Origin of the sequence: Acinetobacter sp. A47 (assembly GCF_000805455.1) — a bacterium.
Lineage (GTDB): Bacteria > Pseudomonadota > Gammaproteobacteria > Pseudomonadales > Moraxellaceae > Acinetobacter.
Window position 1 is genome coordinate 103,541 of record NZ_JSUS01000032.1, and the last position, 14,111, is coordinate 117,651.

Genomic DNA, 14,111 nt, shown 5'->3' on the forward strand with positions numbered 1-14,111 from the left:
CATTACCAGCATAAAAAAACAACAGATAGACATTTTTATACTTTTTAATCAATCATCAACGCAACATTGTCTGTTAATGATATGATAGTCGGTAATCGCGACGGAGCTAAATTATTCGTGCAAATTTCACATAAATCCTTTCGAAATATTGGTCTCATTGGACGGCCAGACAAGTATTCTGTAGTAGAAACGTTATGTTTAATTCATGACCATCTGATCAATTTAGGTTTAAACCCGGTTTTTGATCAGGAAACAGCAAAACTTGTCCCCTATAGTCATGGGCAGACCGTGAGCCGTAACTTGCTGGGGGAAGTCGTAGATTTGGTGATTGTGGTGGGTGGAGACGGCTCACTGCTACATGCTGCACGGGCTCTGGTCAGGCATAATACCCCCGTGATCGGGATTAACCGGGGACGACTTGGCTTTTTAACCGATATCAAGCCTGCCGAGGCTATTTTTAAGCTAGATCAGGTCTTGCAAGGTCAGTTCCAGCTGGATCGCCGTTTCTTGCTGGAAATGGAAGTACGGACCAATGGTGAAACGATTTATGACGCGATTGCGTTGAATGATGTGGTGCTGCATTCGGGGAAATCGGTTCACATGATCGATTTTGAACTGAATATTGATGGCCAATATGTCTATCGACAGCACAGCGATGGTTTGATTGTTTCAACTCCTACAGGTTCAACAGCTTACGCACTTTCCGGTGGCGGCCCGATTTTGCACCCGAGCATGGATGCAATTGCACTGGTACCGATGCATCCGCATACCTTGTCATCACGTCCGATCGTGGTGGGTGGACAAAGTGAAATCAAGATAACCATCCGTGAAAATCGTGTTTTGCCGATGGTCAGTGCCGATGGACAACATAGTGTTGCATTAAATGTGGGTGACACCGTGCATATCCGCAAACATCCGTTTAAACTAAGCTTATTACATCCACCAGGTTATGACTTTTATATGGCATGTCGTACCAAGTTAGGGTGGAATCAAGATTTTGAATCTTTTCAACAGGATGACTCATGAATATTGAACAAATGCTCGCTATTTTAAATCCTGAAATTGTTGAGCGTCTTCGTACAGCTGTTGAAATTGGCAAATGGCCAAATGGCGTGGCATTGACTAAAGAGCAGCGTGAAATCTGTATGCAGGCGGTATATGCCTGGGAAATGGAAAATTTACCTAAAGAACAGCGTAGTGGTTATATCGACCGTGGCACCAAAAAAGATGGTGAAGAGTGTGATGATGACCATCATAAAAACGAACCGGAATTTAAGCCGATTCGTTTTGTCTAATTTTAGAAAAGCTCAGTGATTACTGGGCTTTTTTATTATTATCAAAATATAATAAAGCATTCTATGAAACGTTTGAAACCGGTTTACATCCTATTATTTGTTATATTGTTTAGTGGCACGGTATTGGCCAAACAGCCAGTTGAATGCCGGCTCAAAGTAAATGTTGTCGCCAGTCAAAAATATAGTTCGCCTCAAACCACCTATACAACCATCAAGAACGATGGCTATCCGATGTTGTTAATTGGAATTGTGATTACAGATGCCCAAGCGATAGCAAATTCAAAGAAAGTTAAAGCACAGCAATCATATTGTAAAAGTCTTATTGGTCAACAACGAGATGCTTATCTTTCAGGGCCTTACGATCCTAACACGATTACAATCCATATCGGCGACCGGTTAAATTTAAGAAATCTTCATTACTCTGGGCAGGAATATCCGTTCTGGCCAGATTTTTATTATGTTGAAGACTGAGCGTTTTCAGGTGATATTGTCAGGAGCAAGAGTGAAACGGAATCTTGATCGATGTCTGGTTAAGAGCATGGTATTTTTAAGTTTTTTTCTGGCGGGATGCACTGCTTCAACGCCTGAAGAGCATAAACCGATTCAAGATACCCGCCTGGAAGGTCTGAGTTATTCTCATCTGGAAGGGATGAGTGGTGATATTTTCAGCTTTCAGTTGATGACAAAGAGTAGCTTAGCTGATGTTTATGACAGGGGGAAATATAAGTATTCACACTTCAAATGTGAACCAGTCCAAAATTATGTGGTAGCAGGTTCTATTTCAATCGATCAGGAGCGGATTGAACATGGTCTATACCGTTCGGCAGGATATTTTAAAATCTGTGCAGACGAGGCAATGAATACCTGTCTTACAAAAAAACAAATTGAAGGCTTATTAAGCCGGGATCTGAATTGCCAACTGCTAATGGGCGGACTTTTGCAGAAAACCCGGGTTATTGCCGATACGATCGTGATAAGCAAAGCATCTCTGCTCGAAGCGCCAGCACTATAGAACAATATAATAGAGGCGATTTTTATATAGCTTCTGGTGATACGCTTTGCTTGCAATCGGTATTTGCTTAGTTCAGGCGGCTTTTCCAAAGCTCTTTCGCTTTTTCCATTGCTTCATCATAATTGCGGACTGCCCCCATGGTATATAACGCAATTCCCATGGTTTCAACGACTGCCAATTCACCATATTCATGCGTCTGCTGACCCAGCCAGACGGCTTTAAACACCGCAAGATCAAGCTCTTCTTCAATCGGGCTACGCTCTGGCGTCAATTTTGGAAGTTCGTATTCGTACAATTCACCGTTTTTAATCCCGCAAATGAGGGTTTTGGCATCAGGATTCCGTTCAAACTCACCACCTTCACCTTTAATCACGGCACTGTTTTGATAGCCTAGACGGAACGCTGTTTGCTGGTGTGAACTACGATAAGCCGGGTGAAAAATTGCCTGTAAGGTGGCTTTGGCATTAAACGGATTAATCAGACGGGCCAGGGTATGAATTGGGGAGCGGAGCCCCATCACATTTCGTAGTGAAATCAGGTCACTTAAAATTGGTGAAATTGCTTCCAGTGGCAGGTAGGCAAAGTTGTGCTGTTCAAGTTGCTCGTGTACATCCTGTTCACTCTGGCAAATAGCATAGCCTAAGTATTGTAAAACCTGCTCAGTATAAACCCGGTTAATGGTATGACCCGATGCGCCATGCATCACAATTTTATAACCATGATGTGCCAGTGTCAGGGCTGCCAGCAAGAACCATGGATAATGCTTGCGCTTGCCAGCATAAGATGACCAGTCCAGATCGACCTCAATTGGCTGAAAATTCAGTTGGTCGCGAGTAGCCTGAACAAAACCCGCCAGTTCATCAACAGATTCTTCTTTTACCCGCAACAACATCAGGAAGGCACCCAGTTGTACATCCAGCACTTCATCTTTCAAGATCATGCTAAAAGCATGATAGGCCTCTTCATAACTTAGCGAACGTGAACCGGTTTTGCCTTTACCCAAAATACGGACATATTGGGCAAATGGATGTTCTGCGGTTTTATAGATATTTCGTTTGGTATTCATGGCCGTATTGAAGCTTGTCACTGAGAATGAAATCAATATGACATAAAAATCGGGTCATGTAGCATAAAAAAACCGGCAAGCTGTTTAATCCATAAGCAAATGTGGCCTGCAGAATGAAGATGCAAACAAAATTATTGACCGAATCAGTCTAGTGATTTGATGTAAACGGGACATGACAAGATATCTAAAAGTTATTAGCATGACTGCGAATGATTTTTTAAGAACAAAGAAAGCGAAAGGAAATAATGATGTTAGCTTACGATGCAGATTTGGAACTCTTCCGTGATAATTTTAAACGCTTCATGAATGAACATATTGCTCCACATTATGAGCAATGGGAACGCGAAGGCATTATGCCACGTTCGGTCTGGAACCTGTTGGGTGATAATGGATTCTTGTGTGTCGATGTTCCTGAAGAATACGGTGGTTATGGGGTGCCAACCCATTATTCATTGATGCTGGTTGAAGAGTCTGCACGCGCGGGTTATTGTGCACTATCCACTGCAATTTCATGTCATTCTGAAATCGCTGCGCCCTATATCCAGCACATCGCGTCGGAAGAACAAAAGCAATACTGGTTACCCAAAATGGTATCAGGTGAAGTGGTCGGTGCAATTGGCATGACTGAGCCGGGAGCAGGTTCGGACTTGCAGGCAATGCGTACCAGTGCCATTTTGCAAGATGATCACTATGTGTTAAATGGCTCAAAAACTTTTATTTCCAATGGTCAGCATGCAGATCTTGTGGTGCTTGCAGTGAAAACTGATCCACAGGCTCGTGCCAAAGGTGTATCGTTGATGCTGGTCGATACGCATCTGGAAGGTTTTAAAAAGGGCACTAACCTCGACAAAATTGGCCTGCATTCGCAAGATACCTCAGAGTTGTTCTTTGATAATGTCAAAGTGCCAAAAGATCAGTTACTGGGGCAGGCAGGGCAAGGGTTTGCTTACCTGATGCAGGAGTTACCTCGTGAACGTACTGCGATTGCAGCCACCGCTTTAGGCGCAATTCGTGGCGCAATTGACCTGGCAACAGCGTATGTCAAAGAACGTCAGGCCTTTGGTCAGGCAATTGCACAATTCCAGAATACCCGTTTCGTTTTGGCACAAGCCAAGATTGATGAGCTGGCAACTGCTGCCTTCTACAATCAAAATGTGGCTTTATATAATGAAGGTAAACTGGATGTCGAAACGGCAGCTGCATTGAAGAGCTTCAGTACTGATATGCAAATGAAGGTGGCAGATAACCTGCTGCAACTGTTTGGCGGCTACGGTTATATGACTGAATACCCGATTTCACGTTTCTTCGTCGATGCACGGATCCAGCGTATTTATGGCGGCACTAACGAAATCATGAAAGAAATCGTGGCGCGTGGCATTATCGGTAAAGCTTGATACCTACGCCTCAAACAGTAGCCTGCTTTATAGCAGGCTGTTTTGTTTTTTTATAAGCAAGATTAAGGTTGTGGCTCATCAAATAAGGCAGCGCAACGTTGCATTTGACATCCTGCAAGAAGAATGGCTTTAGGTAGGCTGGCATACATATTGGTCAGGTGTTGTTCAGCGGGATGCTGGAAATGCCAGTAAGAAAGTTGTTCTGCGTGTTGCTCTTTAAAGTTTTGATAAAACTCTTTTTGCTTTTTTAAAGCATCTGGAGCTGCTGCTGGGCCTTTGCCGAGCTCCTGTGTACCCACAGTGGTCATCAGCATCACATTTTGAGTTGTATTGGCGTTATTTTTTAGCCATGCATTCTGTTTATCTAATAAGACGTAGTGATCAAACCAGAGTGAAGGGCTCGCTGCGATATAGCGTTGAAATGTATGTGGCTTTGAAAACAGGGTATGCAATACAAATAGTCCGCCAAAGGAATGCCCAAATAAACTCTGTTGCTGTGAATTGACTTTAATTTTGGTTTGAATCGTAGGCTTGAGCTCTTTTTCTATAAATTGAATAAATTGGTCTGCACCACCATAAGTGTACTTGGCTTGCTTTTGGAACTCAGCCGATGTCTGAGGTGTATAGTCTAAAGCACGCTTTTCTACATCAAAAGTGCTTTGTTCAGGATAACCAATCGCAACAATGGCGACCGGACTCAAACCTAAACGATTGGCTCCACCACCCACAGATTTAGTGATATTGGCGGCACTATCAAATGCGGCATTACCATCCAATACATACAATACAGGAAAACCCTCTGCAGGTATTGCAGCATTGGGAATGGCTATCTGGATCAGATAGTCCTGAGAGGTATATTTTGATTTGAGAATAAAACTTTGTCTGGTCTGTGTGCTGGCTTGAGGGGGCACTGGTTTGGCAGGCGCGGAGGGTTGGGCAAGGACGGCTTGTGTACTGATCGCCAAAGAAAAAGTCAGAATCCCAAGATGTTTACACATCACTTTATTTACACCCATCAAAATTTTGATAAGAAATATATAATGAAAATCATTATCAATAAAGTTTAATGGGAAAAAGAGTTAAAACTCAGCGTGTTTAATGCATAAAAGTATTGTTATACTCTAGCTCGGATAATCGATTCATAAATAGATTGTCATCCATTCTTATAGATGATTTTGCTGAGGCTGCATTCAATGGTAAACGATGGACAAAACACATCGAATTCACTTAATTTAGAACAAATTCGTAACGATATTGATAGTGTTGATCAACAAATCCAAGAGTTACTCAACCGCCGTGCGACACTGGCAGAAGCGGTAGCTAAAGCGAAATTTGCATCCGAAGAAAATCCGCTGTTTTATCGTCCGGAACGTGAAGCACAAGTGTTGCGTAAGGTCATGGAGCGTAATCAGGGACCTTTGTCTGATGCAACCATGGCACGTTTATTCCGTGAAATCATGTCTGCATGTCTGGCGCTTGAAGCACCGCAAAGCATTGCATTCTTAGGGCCGGAAGGGACGTATACCCATTCTGCGGTGTTAAAGCATTTTGGTAAAGATGCAGTTGTACGTCCATTGCCGACCATTGATGAAGTGTTCCGTGAAGTTGAAGCAGGCAGCGCGCACTATGGTGTTGTTCCTGTTGAAAACTCCTCAGAAGGGATTGTGAACCATACCCTGGATTGCTTCAAATCATCGACCGTGAATGTGATTGGTGAAGTTGAGCTACGGATTCATCACCAGTTCCTGGTATCGGAAAATACCCGTAAAGACAGTATCAAACAGATTTATGCGCATCAGCAAACCCTGGCGCAGTGCCGTAAATGGCTAGATGCTCATTATCCGGGCGTTGAGCGTGTTGCACTCAACTCAAATGCAGAAGCGGCGCGCCGTATTCGTAACGAATGGCATTCTGCCGCGATTGCATCAGATATTGCAGCAAGCATGTACAATCTTGAGATTTTACATAGCAATATTGAAGATAATCCTGAAAATACCACACGTTTCCTTGTGATTGGTCGTGAGAAGATTCCTCAAAGTGGTAATGACAAGACATCTTTATTGATCTCTGCACATGATCGTGCGGGCGCTTTACTGGAAATTCTTGCACCATTTGCCAAGCATCAGATCAGCTTGACCAGTATTGAAACACGTCCGGCATTGCCTGAAAAATGGGCTTATGTATTCTTTATCGATTTAGAAGGACATATCGGTCAGGAGAATGTTGCGGCGGCATTGGAAGAAATCCGTCCAATGGTGAAAGAGTTACGTGTACTCGGTTCCTATCCAATCGCTGTTTTGTAGGTCTATTTATTGTAATAATTTTTAAAATCCCTCCTGAGCAGTGTAACTGTGCAAGTCCCTTTATAAAGGGACGTGTTTCCCCTTTTTTAAAAGAGGGGTTAGGGGAGATTTTTACATAGGCAAATACGTTTTATGTCTCAACCATTATTTAAAAAAGTTGCATTTATTGGGCTTGGACTGATTGGATCGAGTCTTGCCCGTGTAATTGTGGCAGAACAACTTGCATCTCAAATTGTGGCTTCGACACGCTCAAAAAAAACATTAGAAGATGCCAAGGCACTCGGCCTTATTCAACACGGTTATGCAACGCCTGAAGAAGCGGTTCAGGATGCAGACTTAATTGTTTTGGCTTTGCCTGTACGTGCAACACAAAAAGTACTTGAACAAATCAAGCCTTATCTTGCAGACAAGGCCATTATTACCGATGTCGGCAGTACCAAAGGCAATGTGGTTGACGCCGCTAAAGCAGTTTTTGGAGAAAATTTACCAGTCGGTTTTGTACCAGGGCATCCGATTGCGGGTGCAGAACATACTGGGGTACATGCCGGTAAAGTTGATTTATTCGTCAACCATAAAGTGATTTTGACGCCACTGCCGACCAGTGCAGCGTGGGCAGTTGAAAAACTGATTCAACTCTGGTCGGCAGCTAAAGCCGAAGTGATCTGCATGGATGTTGCTAAACACGATGAAGTGTTGGCACATACCAGTCATTTACCGCATTTGATGGCATTCAATCTGGTGGAGCAACTGGCAAATCGTGAAGATAATCTGGATATTTTCCGTTATGCAGCGGGTGGTTTTAGAGACTTCTCAAGGATTGCAGCCAGTGATCCGCAGATGTGGCATGATATTTTCTTTGCCAACAAAACCGCAATTTTGAATGCGGTTGATGGCTTTGAACAGCAATTATCCGTTTTAAAGAAACTGATTGAACAGGAAGATTCGCAAGCGTTGATGGGACTACTGGGCCATGCGCAGGCAGCACGTCAACACTTTAACCACATGTTGGCCAAAAAACCTTTAATGGAGAAAAACAAGGTGACACAGCAATTTAGCATTTTACCGGGAAAGAAAACATTTACAGGTAAATTCACCGTGCCGGGTGATAAATCTGTGTCACATCGCTCGATTATGTTTGGTGCGATTGCAGAAGGTACCACTCATGTGACCGGTTTTCTGGAGGGTGAAGATGCACTCGCAACTTTGCAGGCATTCCGTGATATGGGGGTGAGCATCGAAGGACCGAAGAATGGTGAAGTCACTATTCATGGTGTGGGCATGCAAGGCTTAAAAGCGCCAGCAAGCGCTTTGTATATGGGTAACTCAGGCACCAGTATGCGTTTGCTGTCTGGCATGCTGTCTGCACAAAAATTTGATTCAGTGATGACGGGTGATGCTTCATTGTCTAAACGTCCTATGGAGCGTATTGCCAAACCGCTTCGTGCAATGGGCGCACAGATTCAGACTACAGGTGAAAAAGGTACACCACCTGTCAGTATCACAGGTAGCCAGCCGCTTAAAGGCATTCAATACGATTTACCGATGGCATCAGCTCAGGTGAAATCAGGTATTTTACTGGCCGGTTTATGGGCTGAGGGTGAAACGTCGGTCACTGAGCCAGAACCAACCCGCGATCATACCGAGCGTATGTTGCGTGCCTTTGGTTATGATGTGAAAACTGAAGGCAATAAAATTTCGCTTGTCGGAGGGGGCAAGTTAGTGGGTACCAATATACAGGTGCCTTCTGATATTTCCTCTGCTGCATTCTTTATGGTTGGTGCTGCCATCACTGAAGGTGCCGATGTCGTGCTGGAAGCGGTGGGGATTAATCCGACACGTACAGGGGTGATTGAAATCCTGAAACAAATGGGTGCTGACTTGACGGTTGAGAATGAACGTATCGCAGGCGGTGAACCGATTGCAGATATTCATATCAAAGGTTCAAGAACACTAAAAGGCATTCATATGCCAGAAGATCAGGTCCCTTTAGCGATCGATGAGTTCCCTGCATTGTTTATTGCGGCTGCCTGTGCAGAAGGTCAAACCGTGTTGACAGGCGCTGCCGAGCTGCGTGTCAAAGAATCTGACCGTATTCAGGTCATGGCCGATGGCTTGAAAATCATGGGCATCGACTGTACCCCGACCGAAGATGGCATTATTATCGAAGGTAAAGGCAAATCTGGTGACTGGTCTGCAATCTTTAGCGGTGGTGAAATTGAGTCGCATCATGACCACCGTATTGCCATGAGTTTCAGTATTGCCGGTTTACGGACTTCAGGCAAAATCACTATTCATGGCACAGAGACTGTAGCGACAAGTTTCCCGACTTTTACCGAGCTGGCCAATACTGCAGGTCTGGACTTACAGGTGATCAACCTCTAAACAGATCTTAAAAAAGCAGTGTTTGACTTTAAAAAAGTTAAATGCTGCTTTTTTTATGTGCTTATCTGTAAAAAGAACTTGTTCAACCTGTTAATTGATGGCTTAAATAATAAAAATAAACTGTTTGTCGTTGTACATATCTCAACGGGTCTAAATTTGTCAATTTAGCCTGAGAACTAAGACAATCAGCTAATCGTTTATAGACAATTGTATATATAATAATTCTGAGTATAGACGTTGGATTTCGGTAGGGTTCCAGCGCTAAAAACATAAAAAAAGAGGGAATAGCATGAAAACGTTGCAATTTATAGCAGATTGCCCAAAACATGGAGTGGTCGATCATCCACCCAATGAATGCTATATCACGCAAGAATATGTGGCAGCGCTTTTATATAAACAACTCGAACAATATGGCTTTGATGCGCAGCATATCCGTCATGAACATGAAAAAATTGAAGTATGTATCGACAATCATCAATTACCACTTTCGATCCTCTGTTCACAGCAAGATACTGAAGGCCACATCCTCTGTGAAATCTCAGCCAACCCTCAACGCGAACAGGCGTGGTTTGAAAAGATTGAAACACAAAGTATTATTCGCCAACTGGCTCAGGCGGTGGAAAACAGCTTGAAGGCCGAACACCGTTTTTCCCAGTTTGTCTGGAAAAGTTAAGCTGGCTTTGTGCATAGAATCTTGAATGAAGTGATTTAACATCCTGCCCATTTAGGTGTATGGTGTGCATATTGGTTTAAACACTTTATTAGAGAGTATAGGTGCATGATACAGGTGGATTTTTCTAAATTATCACCCCAAGTGGTTTGGCAACATTTTGAGACCTTATGCACGATTCCCAGACCTTCCAAGCACGAACAACAATTAAGGCAATATCTAAAAGGCTGGGCAGAACAGCGTCATCTTGAAACCTATGTTGATGATATCGGTAATTTAATTATCCGCAAAGCAGCGAGTGCCGGTAAGGAGCACGTGGCAGGTGTGATTTTGCAGGGGCATCTGGATATGGTGACTCAGGCAAATCGTGGTACCCAGCATGACTTTTTTAAAGATCCGATTCGACCAGTCTTAAAAGATGGCTGGCTAGTTGCTGAAAATACCACCTTGGGTGCTGATAATGGCATTGGCGTTGCACTGGCGCTGGCCGTATTGGAATCAAACGACATTGCCCATGGGCCAATCGAAGTTCTGCTTACCATTGATGAAGAGGCAGGAATGAGTGGCGCCCGTTTGCTCGAGGCAGGCGTTTTAAGAGGACAATGGTTATTTAATATTGATACAGAGGAATGGGGTGAACTCTATCTTGGCTGTGCTGGGAGTATTGACCTAGAAGTAGGACAGCCTCTTCAATATGAAGCAGCACCTCGTGATTTAATCTATCTCGATGTGCTGGTATCCGGTCTAAAAGGCGGTCACTCTGGAGTAGATATTCATCTGGGGCGTGGTAATGCCAACGTGATCTTAGCCAGATTTCTGAATGATTATTTAACCTCGGTAAATGGCCATCTGGTTGAGTTTGTTGGTGGAACAGCACGCAATGCCATTCCGCGTGAAGCCGTGGCAACCATTGCAATTCAGGCAGAACAATTCGCTGGTCTGGAAGCAGCAATTGCGGCAACACAAGCTGAATGGCAACAAAAATTACACGGCATTGATGAACAATTGCAAATCACAGCACAACAAAATACCCATCAGATCAATGAAGTGATTACTTTGCAGCAGCAACAGGACTGGTTGCAGGCCTTGGCAACGTGCCCATATGGCATTGCGCAGTGGAGTCGTGCTTTGGCTGATGTGGTTGAAACCTCAAATAATATTGGTGTGGTCAAACTGGCCAAAGATGAAGCCAAGACTCTGATTATGGTTCGTTCGATGGTGAACCAGGAGGCCTTATCTTTTGCACAGAAGGTTCAGCAGCATTTTGCCAGTTTCCAGATTCAGTCTGAATTGACGCCGTTAGTTTCAGGCTGGACACCAAACCCTGATTCGGCTGCATTGAAATGTCTACAACAGGCTTATCAGAGCGCATTTGACATTGAACCAAACTTGAAAGTGATTCATGCTGGTTTGGAATGCGGAATTATTGCGGAACATTATCCTGATTTACAGATGGTATCGTTTGGTCCGGATATTCAGGGGGCACATGCGCCGGGTGAACGGGTTAAAGTAGATACCGTAGAAAAATGCTGGAAGTTGCTGGTGACGGCGTTAGAGTCTGTTAAATAAATTTTCATAAAAAGAAGCTCATGAATGGGCTTCTTTTTTATATATTTGTATTATCAATTATTTGTTGATTCGTTTTTCTCTTTTATTATGGATTTAGGAACCCAAGATAATATATTTTCAGAGGAAATTGGGAATTTCTTGTGATTAAATTCTAGGTAAGTTTCTGTACCTACTTTAGAAATAATTTTTCCTTCGCCTGCAAGGCATTTATCATTTATGGGAGTTGTATTAATTTTATAAGCCTTGAAAATGTCGCAGCCCTCCTTTGTTAGCACTATACTACTTACTTCAAAGTTACCTATTTTATATACTTCTAAAGCTTTTTTGAAAATAATATCTAGCTTCTGAAAACTAATCAAAGTATAAAGTAATACGATAGCACCAAATAGCATGGATAAGAGAAGTCTTTTAAATGGATCTTTTTTATTTGAGATGGTAATATTTATAATGTTAGTCAATAATAAAAGTAGAATGAGAAGAATAAATATTATAACTCCTACCACAGTATTGGAATCTTTACTTTGAGAGCCTGTCAGAAGAAGGAAGTAAATAGGGAAAATTATACAAAATGAAGAGGTTATGTTGGCAGCTGTCCATTGAGTTAAAATAAGAAAGCTATTTGCTTTTATATCTTCTCTTTTTATGGTTTTATTTAAAAAATATAACATTAATAAATATATTGAAAAAGGAATTATTAAGTAGAATAAACTGAATTTATCTTTATAAATTATATTTGTGATAGAAACTATTGATAAAATAATTGGAACTCCAAATAACAGTGTGATTTTTTTTAGACTAATATCTTCTTTGTCTTCTTTGTCTTCTTTGTCTTCTTTGTCTTCTTTTAAAAATTTTAATGTATTCTTATTATTCATGAATATTTCATACCATGTTAAAGATGGAAGAATGTTCATAAATGTTAGAATTATAATAGTGGAAATACTAAATAAAGTAACCGTGATAAATACACTGAAAGTAGATTGTAGGTCAAATTTTGGTAAAAATTCAATTCTCGTAAAGAAGAATATAAGAATAATAAAGCCAAAAGATAAAGTGAAAATCCACAATGTTTTAAATGGATCTTTAAAAAAGAACTCATTTAATTTTGTATTCATGTTATGTCTCATTAAACGAAAATTAAATATTCTAGTAGAAGTTAAATTTAATAAAAGAGGTTTTTACTGCTTCACGCCAGCAACGTAACACCACCAATGACAGCGACCGGGTCAAAAAGTATTTGGCCCGGTTTTGTTTGAGTTGGGGCGATTTTCAATAATTATTCAACTGGATGGTCTTTCTTGATTCTGGATTGGCTGGCTAGAAACTCCAAGTTCCAGAGTTTTTCAGCATGACGGCCAATCCACCAGAAAGATGCAGCGAGCAAGATAAAGAAAATGGCTTTGTGCATGCCATTCCAGAAAAACTCAAAGTACTTGGTGTAGAGGTTAATAAATAGGAAAGTGATCCCAAAACCGCGTGAGGTGGCATCATCATGTTTTAAACCATAAACAATCGCGATGATGGCAATAAAGCCAAATAGCACTCCCCAATGCAACAGCTCATATTGTTTAACGCTATACCAGCTATCCAAGTCACCATAATTGCCAAAGATCGAGAGAATCCATAAGGCAATAAACAAATAAAGCAGTCCCATGACATAAGTTGGATGGGCGAAGTCTCTAAAATATGCATAGCGTTTAAACAGCAGGCTTAAGCCAATCAAGGCACCGCCAAAAAAGACAAAGCGTAACGGGAAGTTCATACCGAGGTAATAGGCACCCCAACCTGACATATAGCCAGTTTCTGTCCCAAACCATGAGCCGAGTGCAAGCAGCGAGAACACCCAGATCAGTTTTGAGGGGAACCAGAACGCAAGTGCTGCATAAATAAGAGTGGAGAGCAGAAATAACAAAGAAAAATGACCACTGCCTGTATCAATTGCTTGTCCGAAATAGGCGACGGAGGCTGCGGTAGACAGCACGCCTGCGAAAATAATCGCTTCATTGCTAAATTGATGCTGGGGTTTGGTTCTACGTCGACGATAGGCAAAGCCATAAAAGCCGGCCGCCACCACAGCAAAAATCAGACATGGGATAATCTTGGAATCGATAAAGATTTTTTCAATTAGCGCCATCAAGAACTGATCGGCAGTCATTGCAGCGATGGCAATCACGGCACAAATCATTGCAATCCAGAATGAGTATTTTGCCATTCGTTCCCAGTCAAACGGACGAATCGAAAAACTCTGCTTTAACTTGTTGGCCTCATCGGGGGTAATCGTGCCTTGTTGTTGCCATTGTTCAATGGTTTGCTTTAAAAAAAGCCCCTGTTTTTTATTGAATTTCATTATTAAAGAACCCCCAAATGTCTGCACATCTCTACTGATATAACAGACATTGGAGTCAACAGGCGTATATTTT

The 14,111-nt window shown here is 42.2% G+C and carries 13 protein-coding genes; 9 read left to right on the top strand and 4 right to left on the bottom strand.

The window, feature by feature from the left end:
* Positions 1–117: 117 nt before the first annotated feature.
* The 4 genes from OC23_RS07015 to OC23_RS07030 all read left to right on the top strand — a co-directional run bounded on the left by OC23_RS07015 (position 118) and on the right by OC23_RS07030 (position 2,307).
* Positions 118–1,026, top strand: a complete 909-nt coding sequence (locus OC23_RS07015) for an NAD(+) kinase (protein WP_038343810.1) — start codon at positions 118–120, stop codon at positions 1,024–1,026.
* On the top strand, positions 1,023–1,295 hold the full coding sequence (locus tag OC23_RS07020) for a YeaC family protein (RefSeq protein ID WP_038343811.1): 273 nt from the start codon (positions 1,023–1,025) through the stop codon (positions 1,293–1,295). The genes OC23_RS07015 and OC23_RS07020 overlap by 4 nt, the downstream gene beginning before the upstream one ends.
* A gap of 63 nt (positions 1,296–1,358) precedes the next feature.
* The gene (locus OC23_RS07025) at positions 1,359–1,766 is read left to right on the top strand and encodes a hypothetical protein (protein WP_038343812.1); all 408 of its coding nucleotides are present in this window, start codon (positions 1,359–1,361) and stop codon (positions 1,764–1,766) included.
* Positions 1,753–2,307 (top strand): hypothetical protein, encoded by a 555-nt coding sequence (locus OC23_RS07030; RefSeq protein WP_081407304.1) that lies wholly within the window; start codon positions 1,753–1,755, stop codon positions 2,305–2,307. Before OC23_RS07025 ends, OC23_RS07030 begins: the two co-directional genes overlap by 14 nt.
* Positions 2,308–2,374: 67 nt before the next feature.
* On the opposite strand, the gene OC23_RS07035 is transcribed toward OC23_RS07030, so the two are convergent.
* Entirely contained in the window at positions 2,375–3,373 is a 999-nt protein-coding gene (locus tag OC23_RS07035) for a glycosyl transferase family protein (protein WP_038343814.1), read from the bottom strand.
* Positions 3,374–3,621: 248 nt separating this feature from the next.
* Between OC23_RS07035 and OC23_RS07040 the strand changes: the two genes are divergently transcribed.
* A complete protein-coding gene (locus OC23_RS07040) occupies positions 3,622–4,767 on the top strand; it encodes an acyl-CoA dehydrogenase family protein (RefSeq protein ID WP_038343815.1) in 1,146 nt (381 codons plus the stop codon).
* 62 nt (positions 4,768–4,829) lie between these two features.
* On the opposite strand, the gene OC23_RS07045 is transcribed toward OC23_RS07040, so the two are convergent.
* A complete protein-coding gene (locus OC23_RS07045; RefSeq protein WP_038344385.1) occupies positions 4,830–5,765 on the bottom strand; it encodes an alpha/beta hydrolase in 936 nt (311 codons plus the stop codon).
* A 195-nt stretch (positions 5,766–5,960) separates the two neighbouring features.
* Between OC23_RS07045 and pheA the strand changes: the two genes are divergently transcribed.
* The 4 genes from pheA (at position 5,961) to OC23_RS07065 (ending at position 11,691) form a co-directional block, all read left to right on the top strand.
* Positions 5,961–7,070, top strand: a complete 1,110-nt coding sequence (pheA, locus tag OC23_RS07050; RefSeq protein WP_005204264.1) for a prephenate dehydratase — start codon at positions 5,961–5,963, stop codon at positions 7,068–7,070.
* 132 nt (positions 7,071–7,202) lie between these two features.
* Positions 7,203–9,452, top strand: coding sequence for a bifunctional prephenate dehydrogenase/3-phosphoshikimate 1-carboxyvinyltransferase (locus tag OC23_RS07055; RefSeq protein ID WP_038343816.1), 2,250 nt, complete (start codon positions 7,203–7,205; stop codon positions 9,450–9,452).
* 289 nt (positions 9,453–9,741) lie between these two features.
* The gene (locus OC23_RS07060; protein WP_038343817.1) at positions 9,742–10,125 is read left to right on the top strand and encodes a hypothetical protein; all 384 of its coding nucleotides are present in this window, start codon (positions 9,742–9,744) and stop codon (positions 10,123–10,125) included.
* A 105-nt stretch (positions 10,126–10,230) separates the two neighbouring features.
* Positions 10,231–11,691, top strand: a complete 1,461-nt coding sequence (locus tag OC23_RS07065) for an aminoacyl-histidine dipeptidase (protein WP_038343819.1) — start codon at positions 10,231–10,233, stop codon at positions 11,689–11,691.
* 53 nt (positions 11,692–11,744) lie between these two features.
* Here the strand turns inward: OC23_RS07065 and OC23_RS07070 are convergent, their stop codons facing one another.
* Both OC23_RS07070 and OC23_RS07075 read right to left on the bottom strand, forming a co-directional pair.
* Positions 11,745–12,806, bottom strand: coding sequence for a hypothetical protein (locus OC23_RS07070; protein ID WP_038343821.1), 1,062 nt, complete (start codon positions 12,804–12,806; stop codon positions 11,745–11,747).
* Positions 12,807–12,967: 161 nt separating this feature from the next.
* On the bottom strand, positions 12,968–14,038 hold the full coding sequence (locus tag OC23_RS07075) for a DUF2157 domain-containing protein (protein WP_038343822.1): 1,071 nt from the start codon (positions 14,036–14,038) through the stop codon (positions 12,968–12,970).
* Positions 14,039–14,111 lie beyond the last annotated feature (73 nt).

Excerpts from the sequence above, each read along its gene's own strand:
- OC23_RS07020 (WP_038343811.1), top strand. The coding sequence starts at position 1,023 with ATGAATATTGAACAAATGCTCGCTATTTTAAATCCTGAAATTGTTGAG.
- OC23_RS07025 (WP_038343812.1), top strand. The coding sequence starts at position 1,359 with ATGAAACGTTTGAAACCGGTTTACATCCTATTATTTGTTATATTGTTT.
- OC23_RS07030 (WP_081407304.1), top strand. The coding sequence starts at position 1,753 with ATGTTGAAGACTGAGCGTTTTCAGGTGATATTGTCAGGAGCAAGAGTG.
- OC23_RS07035 (WP_038343814.1), bottom strand. The coding sequence starts at position 3,373 with ATGAATACCAAACGAAATATCTATAAAACCGCAGAACATCCATTTGCC.
- OC23_RS07040 (WP_038343815.1), top strand. The coding sequence starts at position 3,622 with ATGTTAGCTTACGATGCAGATTTGGAACTCTTCCGTGATAATTTTAAA.
- OC23_RS07045 (WP_038344385.1), bottom strand. The coding sequence starts at position 5,765 with ATGTGTAAACATCTTGGGATTCTGACTTTTTCTTTGGCGATCAGTACA.
- pheA (WP_005204264.1), top strand. The coding sequence starts at position 5,961 with ATGGTAAACGATGGACAAAACACATCGAATTCACTTAATTTAGAACAA.
- OC23_RS07055 (WP_038343816.1), top strand. The coding sequence starts at position 7,203 with ATGTCTCAACCATTATTTAAAAAAGTTGCATTTATTGGGCTTGGACTG.
- OC23_RS07060 (WP_038343817.1), top strand. The coding sequence starts at position 9,742 with ATGAAAACGTTGCAATTTATAGCAGATTGCCCAAAACATGGAGTGGTC.
- OC23_RS07065 (WP_038343819.1), top strand. The coding sequence starts at position 10,231 with ATGATACAGGTGGATTTTTCTAAATTATCACCCCAAGTGGTTTGGCAA.
- OC23_RS07070 (WP_038343821.1), bottom strand. The coding sequence starts at position 12,806 with ATGAATACAAAATTAAATGAGTTCTTTTTTAAAGATCCATTTAAAACA.
- OC23_RS07075 (WP_038343822.1), bottom strand. The coding sequence starts at position 14,038 with ATGAAATTCAATAAAAAACAGGGGCTTTTTTTAAAGCAAACCATTGAA.